At 63.1% G+C, this 15,253-nt stretch carries 16 protein-coding genes and 1 pseudogene; 9 read left to right on the forward strand and 8 right to left on the reverse strand.

The features are described from left to right. Window positions 1-90 precede the first annotated feature (90 nt). The 7 genes and pseudogenes from CXQ91_RS15285 to CXQ91_RS15310 form a co-directional block, all read right to left on the reverse strand. Window positions 91-657 carry a dihydrofolate reductase family protein gene (locus CXQ91_RS15285; protein WP_104174752.1) on the reverse strand — a complete coding sequence of 189 codons (567 nt, stop codon included), beginning with the start codon at window positions 655-657 and terminating at the stop codon, window positions 91-93. Window positions 658-894: 237 nt separating this feature from the next. Next, window positions 895-2,289: an IS1380 family transposase gene (locus tag CXQ91_RS15290; protein ID WP_104174753.1), complete on the reverse strand. Its 1,395-nt coding sequence runs from the start codon at window positions 2,287-2,289 to the stop codon at window positions 895-897. Window positions 2,290-2,410: 121 nt separating this feature from the next. Then, entirely contained in the window at window positions 2,411-2,929 is a 519-nt protein-coding gene (locus tag CXQ91_RS15295) for an ATP-binding protein (protein ID WP_104174838.1), read from the reverse strand. Window positions 2,930-3,393: 464 nt separating this feature from the next. Further along, window positions 3,394-4,389 carry an aldo/keto reductase family protein gene (locus CXQ91_RS15300; RefSeq protein WP_104174754.1) on the reverse strand — a complete coding sequence of 332 codons (996 nt, stop codon included), beginning with the start codon at window positions 4,387-4,389 and terminating at the stop codon, window positions 3,394-3,396. Between the two features lie 10 nt (window positions 4,390-4,399). After that, window positions 4,400-5,287 carry a LacI family DNA-binding transcriptional regulator gene (locus CXQ91_RS15305; protein WP_258074022.1) on the reverse strand — a complete coding sequence of 296 codons (888 nt, stop codon included), beginning with the start codon at window positions 5,285-5,287 and terminating at the stop codon, window positions 4,400-4,402. Window positions 5,288-5,338: 51 nt separating this feature from the next. After that, a pseudogene (locus CXQ91_RS25755) lies at window positions 5,339-5,602 on the reverse strand (LacI family DNA-binding transcriptional regulator); the annotation flags it as partial. Between the two features lie 472 nt (window positions 5,603-6,074). Further along, on the reverse strand, window positions 6,075-7,043 hold the full coding sequence (locus CXQ91_RS15310; RefSeq protein WP_104174756.1) for a LysR family transcriptional regulator: 969 nt from the start codon (window positions 7,041-7,043) through the stop codon (window positions 6,075-6,077). A gap of 212 nt (window positions 7,044-7,255) precedes the next feature. On the opposite strand from CXQ91_RS15310, the gene CXQ91_RS15315 reads away from it, so the two are divergent. The 5 genes from CXQ91_RS15315 (at window position 7,256) to CXQ91_RS15335 (ending at window position 12,158) form a co-directional block, all read left to right on the forward strand. Then, on the forward strand, window positions 7,256-8,542 hold the full coding sequence (locus tag CXQ91_RS15315) for a glycine cleavage T C-terminal barrel domain-containing protein (protein ID WP_219816534.1): 1,287 nt from the start codon (window positions 7,256-7,258) through the stop codon (window positions 8,540-8,542). After that, complete coding sequence (purU, locus tag CXQ91_RS15320; RefSeq protein WP_104174840.1) at window positions 8,529-9,431, forward strand: formyltetrahydrofolate deformylase; 903 nt, start codon at window positions 8,529-8,531, stop codon at window positions 9,429-9,431. The genes CXQ91_RS15315 and purU overlap by 14 nt, the downstream gene beginning before the upstream one ends. A 2-nt stretch (window positions 9,432-9,433) precedes the next feature. Then, a complete protein-coding gene (gene folD, locus CXQ91_RS15325) occupies window positions 9,434-10,282 on the forward strand; it encodes a bifunctional methylenetetrahydrofolate dehydrogenase/methenyltetrahydrofolate cyclohydrolase FolD (protein WP_104174757.1) in 849 nt (282 codons plus the stop codon). Between the two features lie 83 nt (window positions 10,283-10,365). Next, entirely contained in the window at window positions 10,366-11,700 is a 1,335-nt protein-coding gene (locus CXQ91_RS15330) for an aromatic acid/H+ symport family MFS transporter (RefSeq protein ID WP_104174758.1), read from the forward strand. A gap of 176 nt (window positions 11,701-11,876) precedes the next feature. Continuing rightward, complete coding sequence (locus tag CXQ91_RS15335) at window positions 11,877-12,158, forward strand: hypothetical protein (RefSeq protein WP_104174759.1); 282 nt, start codon at window positions 11,877-11,879, stop codon at window positions 12,156-12,158. A gap of 51 nt (window positions 12,159-12,209) precedes the next feature. Here the strand turns inward: CXQ91_RS15335 and CXQ91_RS15340 are convergent, their stop codons facing one another. Beyond that, complete coding sequence (locus CXQ91_RS15340) at window positions 12,210-12,680, reverse strand: MarR family winged helix-turn-helix transcriptional regulator (RefSeq protein ID WP_104174760.1); 471 nt, start codon at window positions 12,678-12,680, stop codon at window positions 12,210-12,212. Between the two features lie 85 nt (window positions 12,681-12,765). Between CXQ91_RS15340 and CXQ91_RS15345 the strand changes: the two genes are divergently transcribed. The 4 genes from CXQ91_RS15345 (at window position 12,766) to CXQ91_RS15360 (ending at window position 15,056) form a co-directional block, all read left to right on the forward strand. Then, the gene (locus CXQ91_RS15345; protein WP_181038908.1) at window positions 12,766-13,137 is read left to right on the forward strand and encodes a DoxX family protein; all 372 of its coding nucleotides are present in this window, start codon (window positions 12,766-12,768) and stop codon (window positions 13,135-13,137) included. 164 nt (window positions 13,138-13,301) lie between these two features. Then, a complete protein-coding gene (locus tag CXQ91_RS15350) occupies window positions 13,302-13,871 on the forward strand; it encodes an NAD(P)H-dependent oxidoreductase (protein ID WP_104174762.1) in 570 nt (189 codons plus the stop codon). Window positions 13,872-13,929: 58 nt separating this feature from the next. Then, window positions 13,930-14,562: an NADPH-dependent F420 reductase gene (locus CXQ91_RS15355; RefSeq protein WP_104174763.1), complete on the forward strand. Its 633-nt coding sequence runs from the start codon at window positions 13,930-13,932 to the stop codon at window positions 14,560-14,562. 311 nt (window positions 14,563-14,873) lie between these two features. Next, a complete protein-coding gene (locus tag CXQ91_RS15360; RefSeq protein ID WP_219816535.1) occupies window positions 14,874-15,056 on the forward strand; it encodes an NAD(P)-binding domain-containing protein in 183 nt (60 codons plus the stop codon). Window positions 15,057-15,253 lie beyond the last annotated feature (197 nt).

The raw sequence follows: 15,253 nt of genomic DNA on the forward strand, positions 1-15,253 counted from the left end.
AACCCTCACCGGCGTACTCATGGGCGAAACCCTACCGGCCGCTGCGCCCGAGAAGCCGCCAAATTACAGTGCCCGTCCGCACCTGTCCCTTTAGGCGCCGCCGGTCGAGTAGTGGAGCAAAACCACACCGTTGCCGAACGTCCGCGCCCCCTTGAGCCTGAGGGCCATCCGGACGTCAGGGGCCTCGAACAGCGGCCGGCCCTGCCCCAGAACCACTGGATGGACGAGAATCCGGAATTCGTCGATCAGTCCGTGCCGCATGAAGGTGGCGGCCAAATTGGCGCCGCTAAGGGCGATGTCGCCGCCGGGCTGCGCCTTCAGTTCCGCGATCTGTTCAGGCACGACGTCGTGAATCACCGTGGCGTCCCGGCCCGCCTGCGTGAGGGTCCGCGAGAACACGAACTTGGGCATGTCGCGCCAGATCCCGGCGAACTCGAGCATAGGCGCCGAGATGTCCGGATCCTGGTCGGCAGTGGGCCAGTACTCGGTCATCAGCTCATGCGTGACCCGCCCGAACATGAAAGCTCCCATCGTCCGGAACTGCTCGTTCAAGTGGCGGAGGAGTTCGTCATCCACCAGGTGCCAGCTGATGTCCCGGTCGGGCGTCTCGAAGAATCCGTCCAAGGAGACCGACATCATCAGGATGATCTTGCGCATTCAGGTACCTCCAGCTGCGGCGAAAGGCCGCTGTGGCCGCCGTCGTATCTTCCAGTGAAGCACCCCCGGGTCGGCCGATTACCGTGGCCCGCTGCTTAGCCTCGATCCACCGGTTGTGTTTTGATGGGCAGGGTCGTTCTGATCCGGGTCCGGGTTCGGTCGATGGGCATGACGGGGTGCCCGGCCTTGCTGCCGGTGATGTTCCGTGGTCCTGGTTGCGCCGAGTCGGCTGGGTGGTCAGATGGCGGCGGTCCGTGGTGGCCCGCAGGCCGCTTCGAAGAGTTGTGACCAGCTGGTTTCCCAGGGCCATTGAGCGGGCAGGTGCAGGGCGATCTTCCGTGCCGAGGTCGCGATCCTGGCTGGGACAGTGATGAGTTTTCGGCGGATGGTGCCGCTGCGTGCTTTGCTCAGGTCGGTGCCGGCGAGGGTGCCGATGGCGCGCGAGAGGTTGAAGGCGATGGTCGCCAGGACCAGCCAGGCCGCGTTGTCGGTGAACTTTCCCGAGGGCAGGTGCGCCAAGGCACTGTCTTTGAGGTCCGCGTTGACCTGCTCGATGATGGCGTGTTGGCGGTGGGTTTTGTCTGCGGTGACGGTATCCAGGTCGCTGGTGGTGAAGAAGGCGTGGTAGCGGTGGGTCTCGAACAGGGTCTGTTGCCCTTCGCCTGCTTTGGCGTTCAGTTCCGGGATCCGGCGCACGACCAGGCGCCCGTGGACGCGTTCGGCTTTCTTTCGGCCCACGAAGGCGGTGAAGGCGGTTTCGGCGACTTCCGCCGAGGAAATCCAGGCCCCGGTGGTTTCATCGCGGACCGCGTCGGTGTATTGGATTGTGGTCCAGGCCTTCTCGTTGATGGTGGCGATGGCACGTTTGACGGCCGGGTCCATCCTGGCGGTAATGGACACTTTCGCGCCTGCGCGGTGGGCAGCAGTGACGACCGAGTGGCCGTAGAACGCACTGTCGGCACGCAGCAGCACCAGCCCGGTGGCATCCTTGCCGCGCAGCCGTTTCACGGTGGCAAGGATGTCACCGATGAACTTCCCCGCCCCGCGCGGGGAGCCGGAGCTTCCCTTGCGCAGCCGCGCGCCGATGATGACCGGCGCCGCGGTCGCGGTCGAGAGGATCCCGATCAGCGCGTTCAATCCCCGGACCCCGGAGTAACCGTATCCGGAACCCTGTTTCCGGTAGCCGTGGACTTCCTTGATGGTGTCGTCGATATCGACCAAAGCGTAATCATCGATACCGGAGGCGATCGGGGCCACGGCGGCGACGTTCACCAGCCACCGGGCGGCGAGGGCGTCGAGCTGGCGGACATGGCCGAAGGTGAACGCCCGCAGGAACGATCCCAAAGTCGACGGGGCATATGCACCGGCGAAAAGTTTCTTCATCCCGCCGTGCCGCAACAAGGCCATGTCCTCGATGGAATCGGCCCCGGCGACCATGCCCGCGACCATCGCAGTGACCTTCAACCCCGCATTCGCGCCGAAGTATCCGGGCAGCGTCAGCCACTGATCAGCGAGTTCGCCAAGGCAGGTTTTCACCGCCAGCGCCATCGCCGGGACCAGACCTGCGGCCGACACGAGATTCGAATCATCGAACGCGGCTGACACGCGCGTGGATCTATGGAAAAGTTGCACCTACGAGATGCCTCTCGGATTGGCCAAACGGAGTTCTAGATAAACCCCATTTTTCCCGATCCGACAGGCATTCTCCGTTTAAAACGCCGCCACGCCCTCAACCCGACCGGTGGATCGAGGCTTAGTTCCCCAGGGCTTCTGCGATCTGCTGGGCTGACTGGGAGGGCGTGAGGTGGGTGGTGTCGATAACCCCAGCTTCCGCATGGAGCCATGCTCGGGCAGCTTGGGCATACGGTTCCAGATAGTTGAGACGGAACGGGGAAGGGATGGCGTGGTCCCCAGCTATCCGGGCGTAGAGGGTGTCCTGGTCGGCGTGGATCACGAAGTGCCGTACTGGAATGGCATGTTGAGCCAGGCCGTCGCTTATTTCGCGCCAATACTCTTCTACCAAAACGGTCATGGGCATCACCAGCGTGCCGCCAGTGTAGTCAAGTACACGTTTTGCGGTCTCGACAACGAGGGGTCGCCATGGCGGCCAGTGCTGGAAGTTATCCGTTGCGGGCAGGCCGGGAGAGATATCCATGAGAGTTTCACCAACCTTCTCGGCGTCGAACACTCTCGAATCGGGAATGAGCTGCTGCACAAGGGCACTGGTTGTCGTTTTACCTGCACCGTGGGTGCCGTTGAGCCATACGATCATGGCACCAAACGCTAGCAGTGCCATGTCCGATGCAAAGGGGTTTGCACCGCGCCCGGCTGATGGGTGTTCCCTGCTGAAAAGAACCCGACCGTGTGCGACAACCTGGTGGGGGGGTACCGGTAACTTGCGGAGTAAATAGCTCTCCGAAATCGGCAAGGTCAGCGGGCTCGCCACTCCGCGCGATGTGCGAATCAGTGCCCCGATGGCCGGCCACTACCCCTCACACGATTCCACTGGCTCACGGTGCCGAGCTGTCAGCTAGGTTCGGACGCCAGATCGTGTGGCGCCTCGACTCCGGCCAGGTCCTCCAGGTCTTCGATCGTGGCCATCAACGATTCGAAGGATCTCTAGATATGCCTAGACGCCGTTGCGGCTCGCCGTAGCGTCTGGATTTGGCTGTCGAGCATGCCGGGCGTCGCAGGAAGCTGTCACCTGGGATCAAAGCCGGCCCATGCCGACTGCCGTTATACACGCTGGGGGAAGGACTCTACCTTGCCGGGGTCCCGCTCCACGATGTCGCCCAGTGCCCCGTCGATCAGGTCGAGCGTTTCCTGGCCGAGGACCAAGTCGACGGATTTGACGGTATCGTCGAGCTGCTCCGGCCGGCTGGCGCCGACAATCGCAGCGGAGACGTTGGGGTTGGCCAGCACCCAGGCCACGGCCAACGTGGCCAGCGGCACTCCAAGGTCCGCGGCGATCGGCTTGAGCTTCTCAACCCGTTCGATGACCGTAGGCTGCATGAACTTGTGCTCGATCTTCAACCCGCCGTCATCGGCGCTGAATCGGCTGCCGGCCGGAACGGTGGAGGAGCCGTACTTGCCGGTCAGCACGCCCTGGGCAAGCGGCGACCAGCACACCTGGGTGATCCCGAGCTCCTCGCAGGCCGGCACCACTTCCGCCTCAATGACCCGCCACAGCATGTTGTACTGCGGCTGGCTGGCGACAAGCTGGATGCCCAGCTCATCCGCCAGAGCCGCGCCGGCCCGGATTTCGGCTACGGTCCATTCGGACACGCCGATGTAGTGCGCCTTGCCCGCCCGGACAATATCGGCGAAGGCGCCCATGGTTTCGGCCAGCGGGGTCTCGTAGTCGTAGCGGTGCGCCTGGTAAACATCGACGTAGTCCGTCTGCAGCCTGCGAAGCGATCCGTTGATGGACTCCAAGACGTGTTTGCGGGACAGTCCGCGATCGTTCTTGCCGGTGCCGGTCGGGAAGAACGCCTTGGTCATGACCTCGATGCTCTCGCGGCGCACACCCTTGAGTGCTTCGCCGAGCATGGCCTCCGCTTTGGTGCCCGCGTAGGCATCGGCGGTGTCAAAGGTGGTGATGCCCAGATCCAGAGCCTTGCGCACGCATGCCGTGGCGACTTCCTGGTCCACGGTTTCGCCGTGGGTTGCCCAGTTGCCCAGCGCAATTGCGCTGACGTACATGCCGCTGTTACCGAGTTTGCGGTATTCCATGAAATTCCTTTCAGAGGTTGCCGGGGAGTCCGGCTGAATGCTGAGAGTCCGGGCTGGTCCGTGGTGCGCGCAGGGCACGGGGTGGAGCGGTGCTCTCTCGGATAACAAGCCGGAACGGCCGGCTGAGGGCATTGGGTTCTCCGCCGCGGATAGTGTCCAAGAGGAGCCGGGCGACATCTTGACCTTGTTCGGCCACGTCATGGTCCATCGTTGTCAGGCCCACAACGTCACAGAGCTCGTGGTTGTCGAAACCGAGCACAGAGAAATCCCGGGGAACATCCACGCCTGCCTGCCGGAGGACTTTGAGCACACCGAAGGCCATCTCGTCGGAGGCGACAAAAACCGCGGTCGGAGCCCGCTCCGCGACAAGCAGCCGGGACATCGCCGCGGCACCCCCGGCGACACTGTTCTCATCGAACTGTTCAAGGACGTCGTCGTGGATCAGTCCCGCCTCGGCCAAGGCCTCCCGGTAGCCCATGAGCCGTTGGAAGGGCGGCACGCCGCCAAGGTTGCTGCCCTCCTCATCGCGGATGCCGATGAACGCTATCCGCTCGTGGCCGAGGTTCAACAGATGCCTCACGGCAGCCCGACCGGCCTCGACGTTGTCCACAGACACCGATCCGATGCCCTGCGCTTCAGCACCCAGCAAAGCCACCGCCTGCCCTTGGGAGACGAGCGCTTCCAGCTCCTCCTTGCTCGGCTGCAAGGCCATGATGATGACCCCGTCCGAACGGCCATGCAGATGCACGCTACCGAAGAACCTCTCACGCTGCCCAGGCGTGGCGAGCTCGTAGAGGAGCACATCGAATCCGGCCTCCCGGAGCGTATGCGTGGCCGCGCCGATGACCTTTCCGAAGAACCACTTGGCCAGCACCGGCACCACGATGCCCACGGTCATGGTCCGGCCTGTCGCAAGGCGGGACGCAGCCGGGGATGCCGAATAACCTAGCTCGCTGGCGGCATCCTGCACGCGCTTGCGGGTGGCATCCGAAACGCCAGAAACGGAACGCAATGCACGAGATACCGTTGATACAGAAACTCCAGCACGTTCTGCGACGGATTCAACGCTAGTGACCATCCACCCATGATAGAAAGCCTTCAATCTTAACGCAAGCGCTTGCATGAATGCAGCGAGCGTCACCTCACAACACATTTCGCCCATCGGGTTTCTGTCGGCAGTGGGCCAGTCAATGACAGTGGTCGCGGATAGCATCTCGATGCTACTCAGGCCACGGCCACACCGCGTGGATCACGCATCGGATGCAACATGGTGGGGTGTCTGCAATGTCCGGGCCAGGGTCTACACTGAAGTTATCGAACATATATTCCCATTAGCCTGGGGTGGGTTTTGGGCGTCTGAACTGCGGTTTTACTGCCTAGACAGGTGTCCTTGACGCCAAGATGGAGAACGTCGAAGCACGTTCATGCGTGGTCCAGACCCACGCGCCTGGACAGGGCTGACGTGCCGCCCCGTGGCAGAGCGGGCATGCCTTCTTCATAGTTTTCATGGCTGGAGCGTATGGCCGGGGTCGGCCATGGTTCGGCTGCGGATCATGGCCGGGCCTCACAACCGGCCAGGGAGTTTCTCGAGATGGGCGCCCTGCTGGGTGTACTGACGGCTGGTGCATGTCCACAATCCGCCACTTAGAGGTCCAACGGCTCGGACACGCGGGCTTCCGGGCCGGCTAGTCGACTGCTATTGCTTGCTGCACGCCACGTAAGCCAGCCCCTCTGACGTACTTCGGGTAGGGGTACTGCGTCAGGGACGTGGCGATTATTTCACGGAGCCAGTCCACGGGAGGAGATGGGATGTCGCGTCGGTAGGTATACAGGGTGACGCGGCCGGGTGCGATGTTGAAAGGGAGCGCAAACTGGCGGACCGATCCGTGGGACTCGATGATGTCGGCGAGGGCTTTGGGTACGACGCTGATGTGGTCTGTCACGGCAAGGGTCTGCGCGACCACGGCAAAACTTGGGAGGGTGATGGTCACGGAGTCACGGACGCCCAGTTCGGCCAGCCTGTGGACGACATGCTCGTGCCCCAACGCCTTCGACACGACAACATGTTTTTCGGCGGCGATTTCCTCCATCGATGGGCTGTCGGAGATGCGCGGGTGCGTCCTGGCACAGACGCCCACGTAGGGCATGTCCATAAGGTGCTCACCCAGCACGTCACTCTCGGGTATGGCAGGGATCCCGATTGCCGCGTCGATTTCGTTGCGCCGTAGTCGATCGTGGAGCTGGGAGATATCCAGCGGTATGACGTCGAGACGAACATTCGGCGCGGCCTCCAGCACGGCCGAAACGATGTAAGGAAACAGTGCCATGAGACCCAGGTCGGTCATCATGAGCCGAAACCGGTGGGACGTGCTGGCAGGATCGAATTCGGAGACGCCTTGAACCGCTGAGTCGATCATCCGGAGTGACTGACTCAATTCCGGATAGAGACCACTTGCCGTCGGTGTCGCTTCCAGGCCCTTCGGTCCGCGGTGAAAAAGCGGATCTCCGAAGAGTTTGCGCAACTTCGACAACGCATAGCTCACGGATGGCTGGCTGATGGCCAGGATTTCCGCGGCCTCGGTGACGCTGCGTGTCTCGTATACAAGCACGAAAACCCGCAGAAGATTCAGATCATACTTGCCCGGTTCGTCCATACAGCAAGGCTAGAGGATCCCCCCTGCTTTGTATAGAGAGTATCTATATCAGCATATCTACATTCTATTTGCTAAATATCGCTGGGAAATCTAGCCTTGAACTAGTGGTGATCTACACCACAGAACGACCAGGTCAAAGTTGATATCCGTTCAGCCGGCGCTCCGAGCAGACAACAATCCTTTGGCCGACCTAGCTATTAGAGGTGGCAACGATGAAGTACACCGTCGACTCAATGCGCACGGCACCGGAGACTTACGCGTGGAGCCGCTTCGGGCAGCCGGAGTACACGAACTGGCTTGACGAGAGCATGTCGTGGAAGGAGACCTGCTACATCGGCGACTGGTCCTTCCTGTGGCAGCACCGGTTCACCGGTCCCGACGCGCTCCGGCTGTTTTCCGACATCACCGTGAACAGCTACAAGAAGTTCGACATCGGCCAGTCCAAGCACGCGATCCACACGAACAAGGACGGCAAAGTCATTCATGAAGGCGTCCTCACCCGCTTTGGCGAGGAAGAATTCGTAGTCCACGGCCGCGGCGGTTTCTGGGCCGCATTCAACTTGGAACGCGGCGGCTACGACGCGCAGGTAACCAAAGAGGACTGGTTCATCTTCCAGGTCTCCGGCCCCAACGCCGTCAAAGTTCTGCACGCGCTCACCGACTCCCGGGACCTCCTGGAAGCAAAGTACATGCACGTCGTCCCCATCACCGTGGCCGGGCACAGTATCTACGCACTGCGCCAGGGCATGGCAGGTGAGGTCGGCTTCGAACTTCAGGGACCCAAGGAAATTTCCCAGAAGATCTACAACGCTGTCCTCGAAGCCGGCAAAGACCACGGCATCCGTAAACTGGGCGGCCGGGTCGCCCTGATCAACCACCTTGAGGCCTGCTTCCCCACCATCGCCACGGATTACATCCCGGCCATCTTCGACGAAGACATGGCCGAGTACCTGGAGTACTTCCGTGCCGCGATGCCGGCTTTCGCCCAGCCTGCCTACATCGCGGGCAGCTACGACGGTCAGGACATCAGCGAGTACTACCGCAGCCCGGTGGAACTGGGATGGGGCAAGGTCGTCAACACCGAACATGAGTTCCTTGGCCGCGTTGCATTGACCGCCGAAAAGGCATTTCCGAACAGGGTCATCCGGACCCTTGAGTGGAACGGCGAGGACGTCGCCGATGTCCAGGCATCCCTCTTCCAGGAAGGGGACCACTACGACTTCATGGAAATGCCTCGTGACCAGCGAGGTTTCATGTGGGCAGACCGGGTCGAGATCGACGGTCAGCTCGTCGGGGTCGCGACATCACGCGGATACTCCTACTACTTCCGCAAGATGCTCTCGCTGGCAACCGTCGATGTGGAGCACTCCGAGCCCGGCACCGAGGTAACCGTCATCTGGGGAGCCCCGGGCCACCCCCAAAAAGCCATCCGGGCCATCGTCCGCCCGGCCCCCTACAAGACCGACAAGTCACGAGGTGATCTCCTTGCAACCGTCTAGCACCACCCTCCCGGCCAAGCCCGCCGCAACTGGCGGCACCGCCGATAATGGCTGCCTTAACGTCAGCTGCCCCGATCAGCCCGGAATCGTCGCCAAGCTGACCCAGCTTCTCGGTGCCCACGGGGCGAACATCGTATCCCTCGACCAGTTCACCACCGGGCCCGAAAACGGCACGCTCTACCAGCGCACGGTCTTCCACCTTCCCGGGTTCGCCGCCAAGCGGGAGACTTTGGAAGCGGACATCCAGACAAAACTCGCCGAACCGCTGCAGATGGAGTGGAAACTCACTGACACATCCAAGCGCAAGCGGGTCGCGATCTTCGCATCCAAAACCGACCACTGCCTGCTGGACCTGTTGTGGCGGCACCGCCGCGGGGAAATCCCCATGGACATCGTCATGGTCATCTCCAACCACCCGGATCTGGCCGACCAGGTGCGCCCGTTCGACATCCCCTATTTCTACGTACCCGTTAGCGGGGATAAGAAGGACGCAGAGCGCAGGCACCTGGAACTCCTGAACGGCAACGTGGACCTCGTAGTCCTTGCCCGCTACATGCAGATCATCTCCGCGGAATTCCTCGACGAAGTCCAGGTCCCGGTGATCAACATCCACCACTCGTTCCTGCCCGCGTTTATCGGCGCCGGACCGTACCAGAAAGCCAAGGACCGCGGGGTCAAGCTCATCGGAGCGACGGCCCACTACGTGACCAAGGACCTGGATGAGGGACCGATCATCGAACAGGACGTCATCCGCGTCTCCCACCGTGAATCGACCCCGGAGCTGATGCGCTTCGGAGCCGACGTCGAACGAAGCGTACTCTCCCGCGCGGTCACGTGGCACTGCCAGGACAAGGTCATGCGCGACGGCAACACAACGATTGTGTTCTGACCATGACAGCACACATCATCGACGGCAAAGCACTCGCCAAGAAGATCCGAGAAGAGCTGCGCGCCGACGTGGAAAGCTTCAAACGTTCCACGGGCCGGCCCATCGGTCTGGCGACCGTTCTGGTCGGGGATGACCCGGCCTCAGAGGTCTATGTAGGCAGCAAACGCAAGCTCTCCAAGGAGGCCGGCATCGAGGACCACCACCGCCGGCTGCCAAAGGATGCCACCCAGGAACAGGTGGCTGCGGCACTGGACGAACTCGCAGCCGACCCCGCGGTCTCGGGCATCCTGCTCCAGTTTCCCCTCCCTTCGCATCTGGATGCCAAAGCCCTGATCGACCGGATCCCTTGGGAAAAGGACGTGGACGGGCTGACGACAACCAGCGCCGGGCGCTTGGCACGCAGCGTGGAAGGGCTGCTGCCGTGCACGCCGCAGGGAGTCATCTCCCTGCTCGAAGACGAGGGTGTTGAGTTGCAGGGCGCCAACGCCGTTGTCGTCGGGCGCTCGGACCTAGTCGGAAAACCGCTGGCCCAGCTCCTGCTGCAAAGGAACGCCACAGTGACCATCGCGCACTCGAAGACGAAGGACCTGGCGGCCGTCACGCGCCAGGCCGAGGTGGTCATTGCCGCTGCCGGTGTTCCCCACCTGATCGGCGCTGAACACATTTCCGCAGGGGCTGTCGTGATCGACGTCGGCATCCACCGTTCCGCAGAAGGGCTCATCGGTGACGTCGACTTCGACGCCGTCAGCAAGATCGCGTCAAAGATCACCCCGGTCCCCGGCGGTGTCGGTCCGATGACGATCGCCGAACTTCTCCGCAACACACTCAAAGCAGCACAGCTCCAAAACTAATCACGCAATTTGCCGGCCTATTGAGGCTGGGCCGGCCCCCACCGCGCGCCCGCACGGTGGACCTCCCCTCCCAAGGAATCCCCATGTCCCAAACCAGTGTCGCCACCGTCGTCGGCAGCGCCAAAATCTCCCGTTTCCACCTCAAGGCAGCCGCCATTTGCGCACTGCTTATGATCGCCGATGGATACGACCTTGTATCCTTTGGCTCCGTCATCCCCCACCTAATGAAGGACTGGGGCACTGACCCCGTCACCCTCGGCGTCGTGGGTTCCACGGCCCTTGCCGGCATGTTCGCCGGCGGGCTCGTGGTCGCACCACTGGCTGACAAGTACGGCCGCCGCAAACTCATCGTCGCCGGGCTGATCCTCGCCAGTATCGCTGCGTTCGCGTGCGCGTTCGCCGACACCCCGCTGGTACTGGGTGCGCTGCGCTTCGTCGTAGGCGTGGCCCTGGGCGCGTTGGTTCCAAACTTCATGGCGCTCACGGGAGAACTCTCTCCCACCAAGTCCAAGGCGTTCTTCGTAGCCACCGTCTCGGCGTTCTACGCAGTTGGAGGAGTCGGCGCAGCGCTGCTGGCCATCTACATCGAGCCGGTACTGGGCTGGCGCGGAGTGTTTTACGTGGCCGGCTTGTCCATCCTGCTGGTGCCCGTAGTGCTCAAGCACCTTCCTGAATCCCCGGAATACCTGGCCCACGTCGGCCAGCGTGAACGCCTGGACGCGGTGATGAAGCAGATCGAACCCAGCTGGAGTCCGAATACAGTAATCGCACTCCCGACCCCGGCCTCCGGCAAGTCCCGCATCGCGCAGCTCTTCACTCACGGGAACGCCCTGGCGACCTCACTCATGTGGGTCTTCTTCATCATGACGATGGTCCTCAGCTACGCCTTGAACACCTGGCTACCCAAGCTGATGCAAAACGCCGGCTTCGAGCTCGGCCCTGCCATGTGGACGCTCGTTATCCTCAACGCCGGCGGCCTGTTCGGCTCAATCGCAGGCGGCTGGATCGCCGGACGGACCTCCTACCGCAAGACCCTCGTTGGCTACTTCGCCCTGGCCATCGTGTCCTTAGTCCTTCTGTCCATAAAACCCAACGCGTTCATGCTAAATGTCCTTCTGTTCACTGCTGGAGCCGCAGTGATCGGGATCCTGGCCATCATCCATGCCTTCGCAGTGGAGTTCTACCCGGTCCACATCCGCAGCACCGGCGTCGGCTGGGCCACCGGCACAGGGAGAATCGGCGCCATAGCAGGTCCCATTCTCGGAGGCGCTCTGGTCGCGTCGGGCCTTCCCCTACAGATGAATTTCGTGCTCCTGACTATTCCCGCAGTTCTCGGCGTCACCGCAGTCATCATCGTCACAGCGCGCCGATTCAAATCAGCAGCCACCAACGCCGAAAAACCCGTCCTCGTACCCTGACCGACCCAACAACCCGGCGTCCCCGATCGGCAACAAACAGACACTGGATGGAAAAGATCGGAACAGATTCCATCAGGTCCCCGTCTCTGGACAAACAATCCCAGAGGCGGGGATTCCGGGCTCATGCCGCTGGCGTTTCCGCCAGCACGCTCGCGCCGGATCAGAAGGAGCCTCTTTTGCACCACAAACACACACTTGCAAGCGCAGGCGACCATTCCCTGCTGCTGGCGAGGCCGGAGTCCGGAACCTCACGACGGAAGCTGGTCCTAGCCACCGACTGGACCACACTGGTCACCGGCGAGAAGGTGTGGACCCGCACCCAGACCCCGCCCCACACAGCAGGATGGGTCGATGAAGTCACACCGGATGGAAGCATCGCCTGGATCGTTACGAGCGGAGCCATTCGGCGCATGTATCACCACAGCGATGGTGACGAGCTGTGGACGGGCCAGGACTAGGCCGGCCGCCCAACCCATGAACGGATGCTTACGCGTGGAGGCAGCCAGTGCTCATGATTCCTGTTCGAGTTCTGCCAGTCGCGCCCGCACCTGGTCGCCGAGCCCGCAGATCAAGTCGAGCTGCTCCGGGGTGAGATCGTCGATCAGAACCTTGCGCACGTCCATCACGTGCGGCGCGGCGGCAGCCTCGATGACCTCGCGACCTTGCGGTGTGATGACCACGACGGCGCCGCGCTGGTCCGCCGCGCAGCGTTCACGGCCCACGAGACCGCGCTTTTCCATCCGGGTCAGATGCTGCGAGAGCCGGCTCTTCTCCCAGCGCAGAACGTCGCCTAGCGCAAACGCCCGCAGCCGCCCGTCCGGCGCCTCCGACAGGTGGGCCAGCACCTCGTAATCGGCGCTCGACAGACCGCTGCGCTGGCGCAGCTGCCGCTCGATGTACTGGGACAGATCGGCCTGCATCGTCATCAGGCTGCGCCAGGCACGCTGCTCCCGGTCGTCCAGCCAACGTTGATCACTCATATCTGCCACGTTACCCCATGGTTGACATGTTAACCATTCGACGCCTATGGTTTGGTTAACACATAAACTACTTGGAGGTTTTGCCGTGACCATCACAGCCATCGTTCTCAGCGCTCTACTGGCCCTCGCCGCACTGGGCGCGGGCATCCCGAAGATCAGGCTCAAGGGCGATATCCCGCGCCAACTGCAGGAACACATGGGCGCCAGCGCCTCCCTCACCCGGTTCATCGGCCTGGCCGAGGCCGCCGCGGCGATCGGACTGGCGGTCGGAATCTTCTGGCACCCGCTTGGCATCGCGGCCGCTGCCGGCCTGGCCGTCGTGTTCGCCGGAGCGATCGCCTACCACCGCCGCGCCGGCGACTACGCCAACCCCAAGACCCGGGGCCCGGCGATGGCCCCGGCCGTCCTGGGCCTGGTCTCCGTGGTAACCGTGGCCACCTTGTCCCTGACTGCATAAACCACGCGCCCAGCGGAACCCGTGCCTGTCGCAGGGGCAGGTTGCCAGGCCGTCGGCAGATCGCTCCGCCGCCCGGCCCGCCCCACTCCAACCAGAGCCCCCTCACTCTGAACCAGCACCGTCCGCCCGGACGCGTGCCTCAACAAGCAGCACCAGGAGACGCCATGTCAATCCACATCCTTGCCCTCGTCGGTTCCGTACGCGCCGGATCACACAACGGCCAGCTCGCCCAGGCCGCCGCCAAGCTCACCCCGGAGGGAGTCGAGCTGTCCATACAGGAAAACCTCGAGCAGGTGCCCTTCTATAACGAGGACCTCGACAGCGAGGGGAGCATCCCGCAGCACGCCGCAGCCCTGCGGGAGTCCGCCGCGCGTGCCGATGCCCTCCTGCTGTTCGTCCCCGAGTACAACGGCACCATGTCAGCCGTTCTGAAGAACGCCATCGACTGGCTCTCCCGCCCCTACGGAGCCGGCGCCCTCTCCGGAAAGCCCGTCGCCGTCATCGGCGCCTCGGGCGGCCAGTACGGCGGCGTCTGGGCACACCAAGATGCCCGGAAGGCAGCAACAGCCGCGCAGGCCAACGTGATTGAGGACATCACCCTCTCCATTCCCAACTCGCTGACACGGTTCGCCGACACCCACCCGATCGACGACAGCGAGATCTCCACCGAACTCAAGTCCGTCGTCGCGCGCCTTGCCAAGGCGGCCGAACGCACCACCGCAGCGCACGTCTGACCGACTCCCACCCCCCGACACCCTCCTCAGCTTCGACTATGAAAAGCAGGCACACATCATGAGCAGCATCAGTATCATCGGTCTTGGAACCATGGCCCGAATCCTCGGCACCCGGGCGGTCGCCGCCGGCCACAGCGTCCAGGTCATCGGCCGTGACGGTACCAAGGCTGCCGCCCTGGCCGGCGGACTCGGTAGCCATGCCACAGCAGGGACGATCGCAAGCGGCGCGCTCACCGGTGACATCGTCATCCTGGCTGTGCCGTACACCAGCGCCTCGTCCATCGTCGGCCAGTACGGGGACGCCCTGACCGGCAAGGTCATCGTCGACATCACGAACCCCTTCGATCTCACCACGTTCACCGCGCTCGTCACTCCCGAGGACAGCTCCGCCGCACAGGAGATCGCCAAGGCCGCCCCTGCGGGGGCGCATGTCGTCAAGGCGTTCAACACGCTCTTCGGCGGCGTCCTCGCCTCCGGTGAGGTCGAGGGCCGCCCCCTCGATGTGTTCATCGCCGGTGACGACGCCAACGCCAAGGCGTCCGTGTCCTCGTTCGTCGAGAGCCTCGGACTGCGCCCGCTGGACACCGGTAACCTGAAGACCGCGCACTGGCTGGAAGGAGCGGGTCTGCTGCTTCTCGGTCAGGCCCAGCGGCAGAAGAACTTCTCCCTCAGCATTAAGTTTCTTGGCTGAACCCACGTCAAAGCGCCGCTCCCGATCCGGATCGGCCGGGACAACAACGGAGTAACCGGGCCCGCGGGACCAGATCGACCAATCCGGCGACCGGTGCGGAGACTCGATCTCTGAGATCGAGTCCCCGCTCGCCCCACTCCTCGACCCGATGCCGCACAGGCGGCGCGTGATGCAACCACTCACAAGGCGGGCTCCCGGTCAGGCCCCCGGCCGGCCGCACGGCCGACAACACCCCGATACGCCGACGCACGGCCCCGGCACGCACGCATGGCGGCGCGTCGGGCAACCCCAACCAGCGAAGGAACAAGCCCATGAAGTCCGGAATGATCGATTCGGGAACGCTCTCCCGCGCCATTGCCGGTCACTCAGTAAAGGCCGGTCACGACGTGGTCTTCAGCAATAGCCGCGGCCCCGAGACGCTCAAGGAAATCGTGGACGCCTTCGGGCCGGACCTTCACTTACCCCACCTCTGGCGATACCGCTCCCAGTACTGATCCGCTGCGCTAAGAAAGTTCGCTTGCGAGTTCGCTCGGTGACAATCGGGTAACCCTCAAGCTCAGGAAGTCGCATGCCCTGCGCCAGAGCCGCGACGATAATCCTTGCCGGCGCTGCGACGACCCGGACACCCGCAGATAGAACGACGCCAAAAACCGCTGCGATTCACAGGCCAGGACTGTGCACGATCAAGAGC

The sequence above is a fragment of the Arthrobacter sp. Y81 genome (assembly GCF_002929335.1).
Classification (GTDB): domain Bacteria; phylum Actinomycetota; class Actinomycetes; order Actinomycetales; family Micrococcaceae; genus Arthrobacter.

Bases quoted from the DNA above. Each gene is read 5' to 3' on its own strand.
- CXQ91_RS15285 (WP_104174752.1), bottom strand. From the start codon at position 657: ATGCGCAAGATCATCCTGATGATGTCGGTCTCCTTGGACGGATTCTTC.
- CXQ91_RS15295 (WP_104174838.1), bottom strand. From the start codon at position 2,929: ATGATCGTATGGCTCAACGGCACCCACGGTGCAGGTAAAACGACAACC.
- CXQ91_RS15300 (WP_104174754.1), bottom strand. From the start codon at position 4,389: ATGGAATACCGCAAACTCGGTAACAGCGGCATGTACGTCAGCGCAATT.
- CXQ91_RS15305 (WP_258074022.1), bottom strand. From the start codon at position 5,287: ATGACCGTGGGCATCGTGGTGCCGGTGCTGGCCAAGTGGTTCTTCGGA.
- CXQ91_RS15310 (WP_104174756.1), bottom strand. From the start codon at position 7,043: ATGGACGAACCGGGCAAGTATGATCTGAATCTTCTGCGGGTTTTCGTG.
- CXQ91_RS15315 (WP_219816534.1), top strand. From the start codon at position 7,256: ATGAAGTACACCGTCGACTCAATGCGCACGGCACCGGAGACTTACGCG.
- folD (WP_104174757.1), top strand. From the start codon at position 9,434: ATGACAGCACACATCATCGACGGCAAAGCACTCGCCAAGAAGATCCGA.
- CXQ91_RS15330 (WP_104174758.1), top strand. From the start codon at position 10,366: ATGTCCCAAACCAGTGTCGCCACCGTCGTCGGCAGCGCCAAAATCTCC.
- CXQ91_RS15340 (WP_104174760.1), bottom strand. From the start codon at position 12,680: ATGAGTGATCAACGTTGGCTGGACGACCGGGAGCAGCGTGCCTGGCGC.
- CXQ91_RS15350 (WP_104174762.1), top strand. From the start codon at position 13,302: ATGTCAATCCACATCCTTGCCCTCGTCGGTTCCGTACGCGCCGGATCA.
- CXQ91_RS15355 (WP_104174763.1), top strand. From the start codon at position 13,930: ATGAGCAGCATCAGTATCATCGGTCTTGGAACCATGGCCCGAATCCTC.
- CXQ91_RS15360 (WP_219816535.1), top strand. From the start codon at position 14,874: ATGAAGTCCGGAATGATCGATTCGGGAACGCTCTCCCGCGCCATTGCC.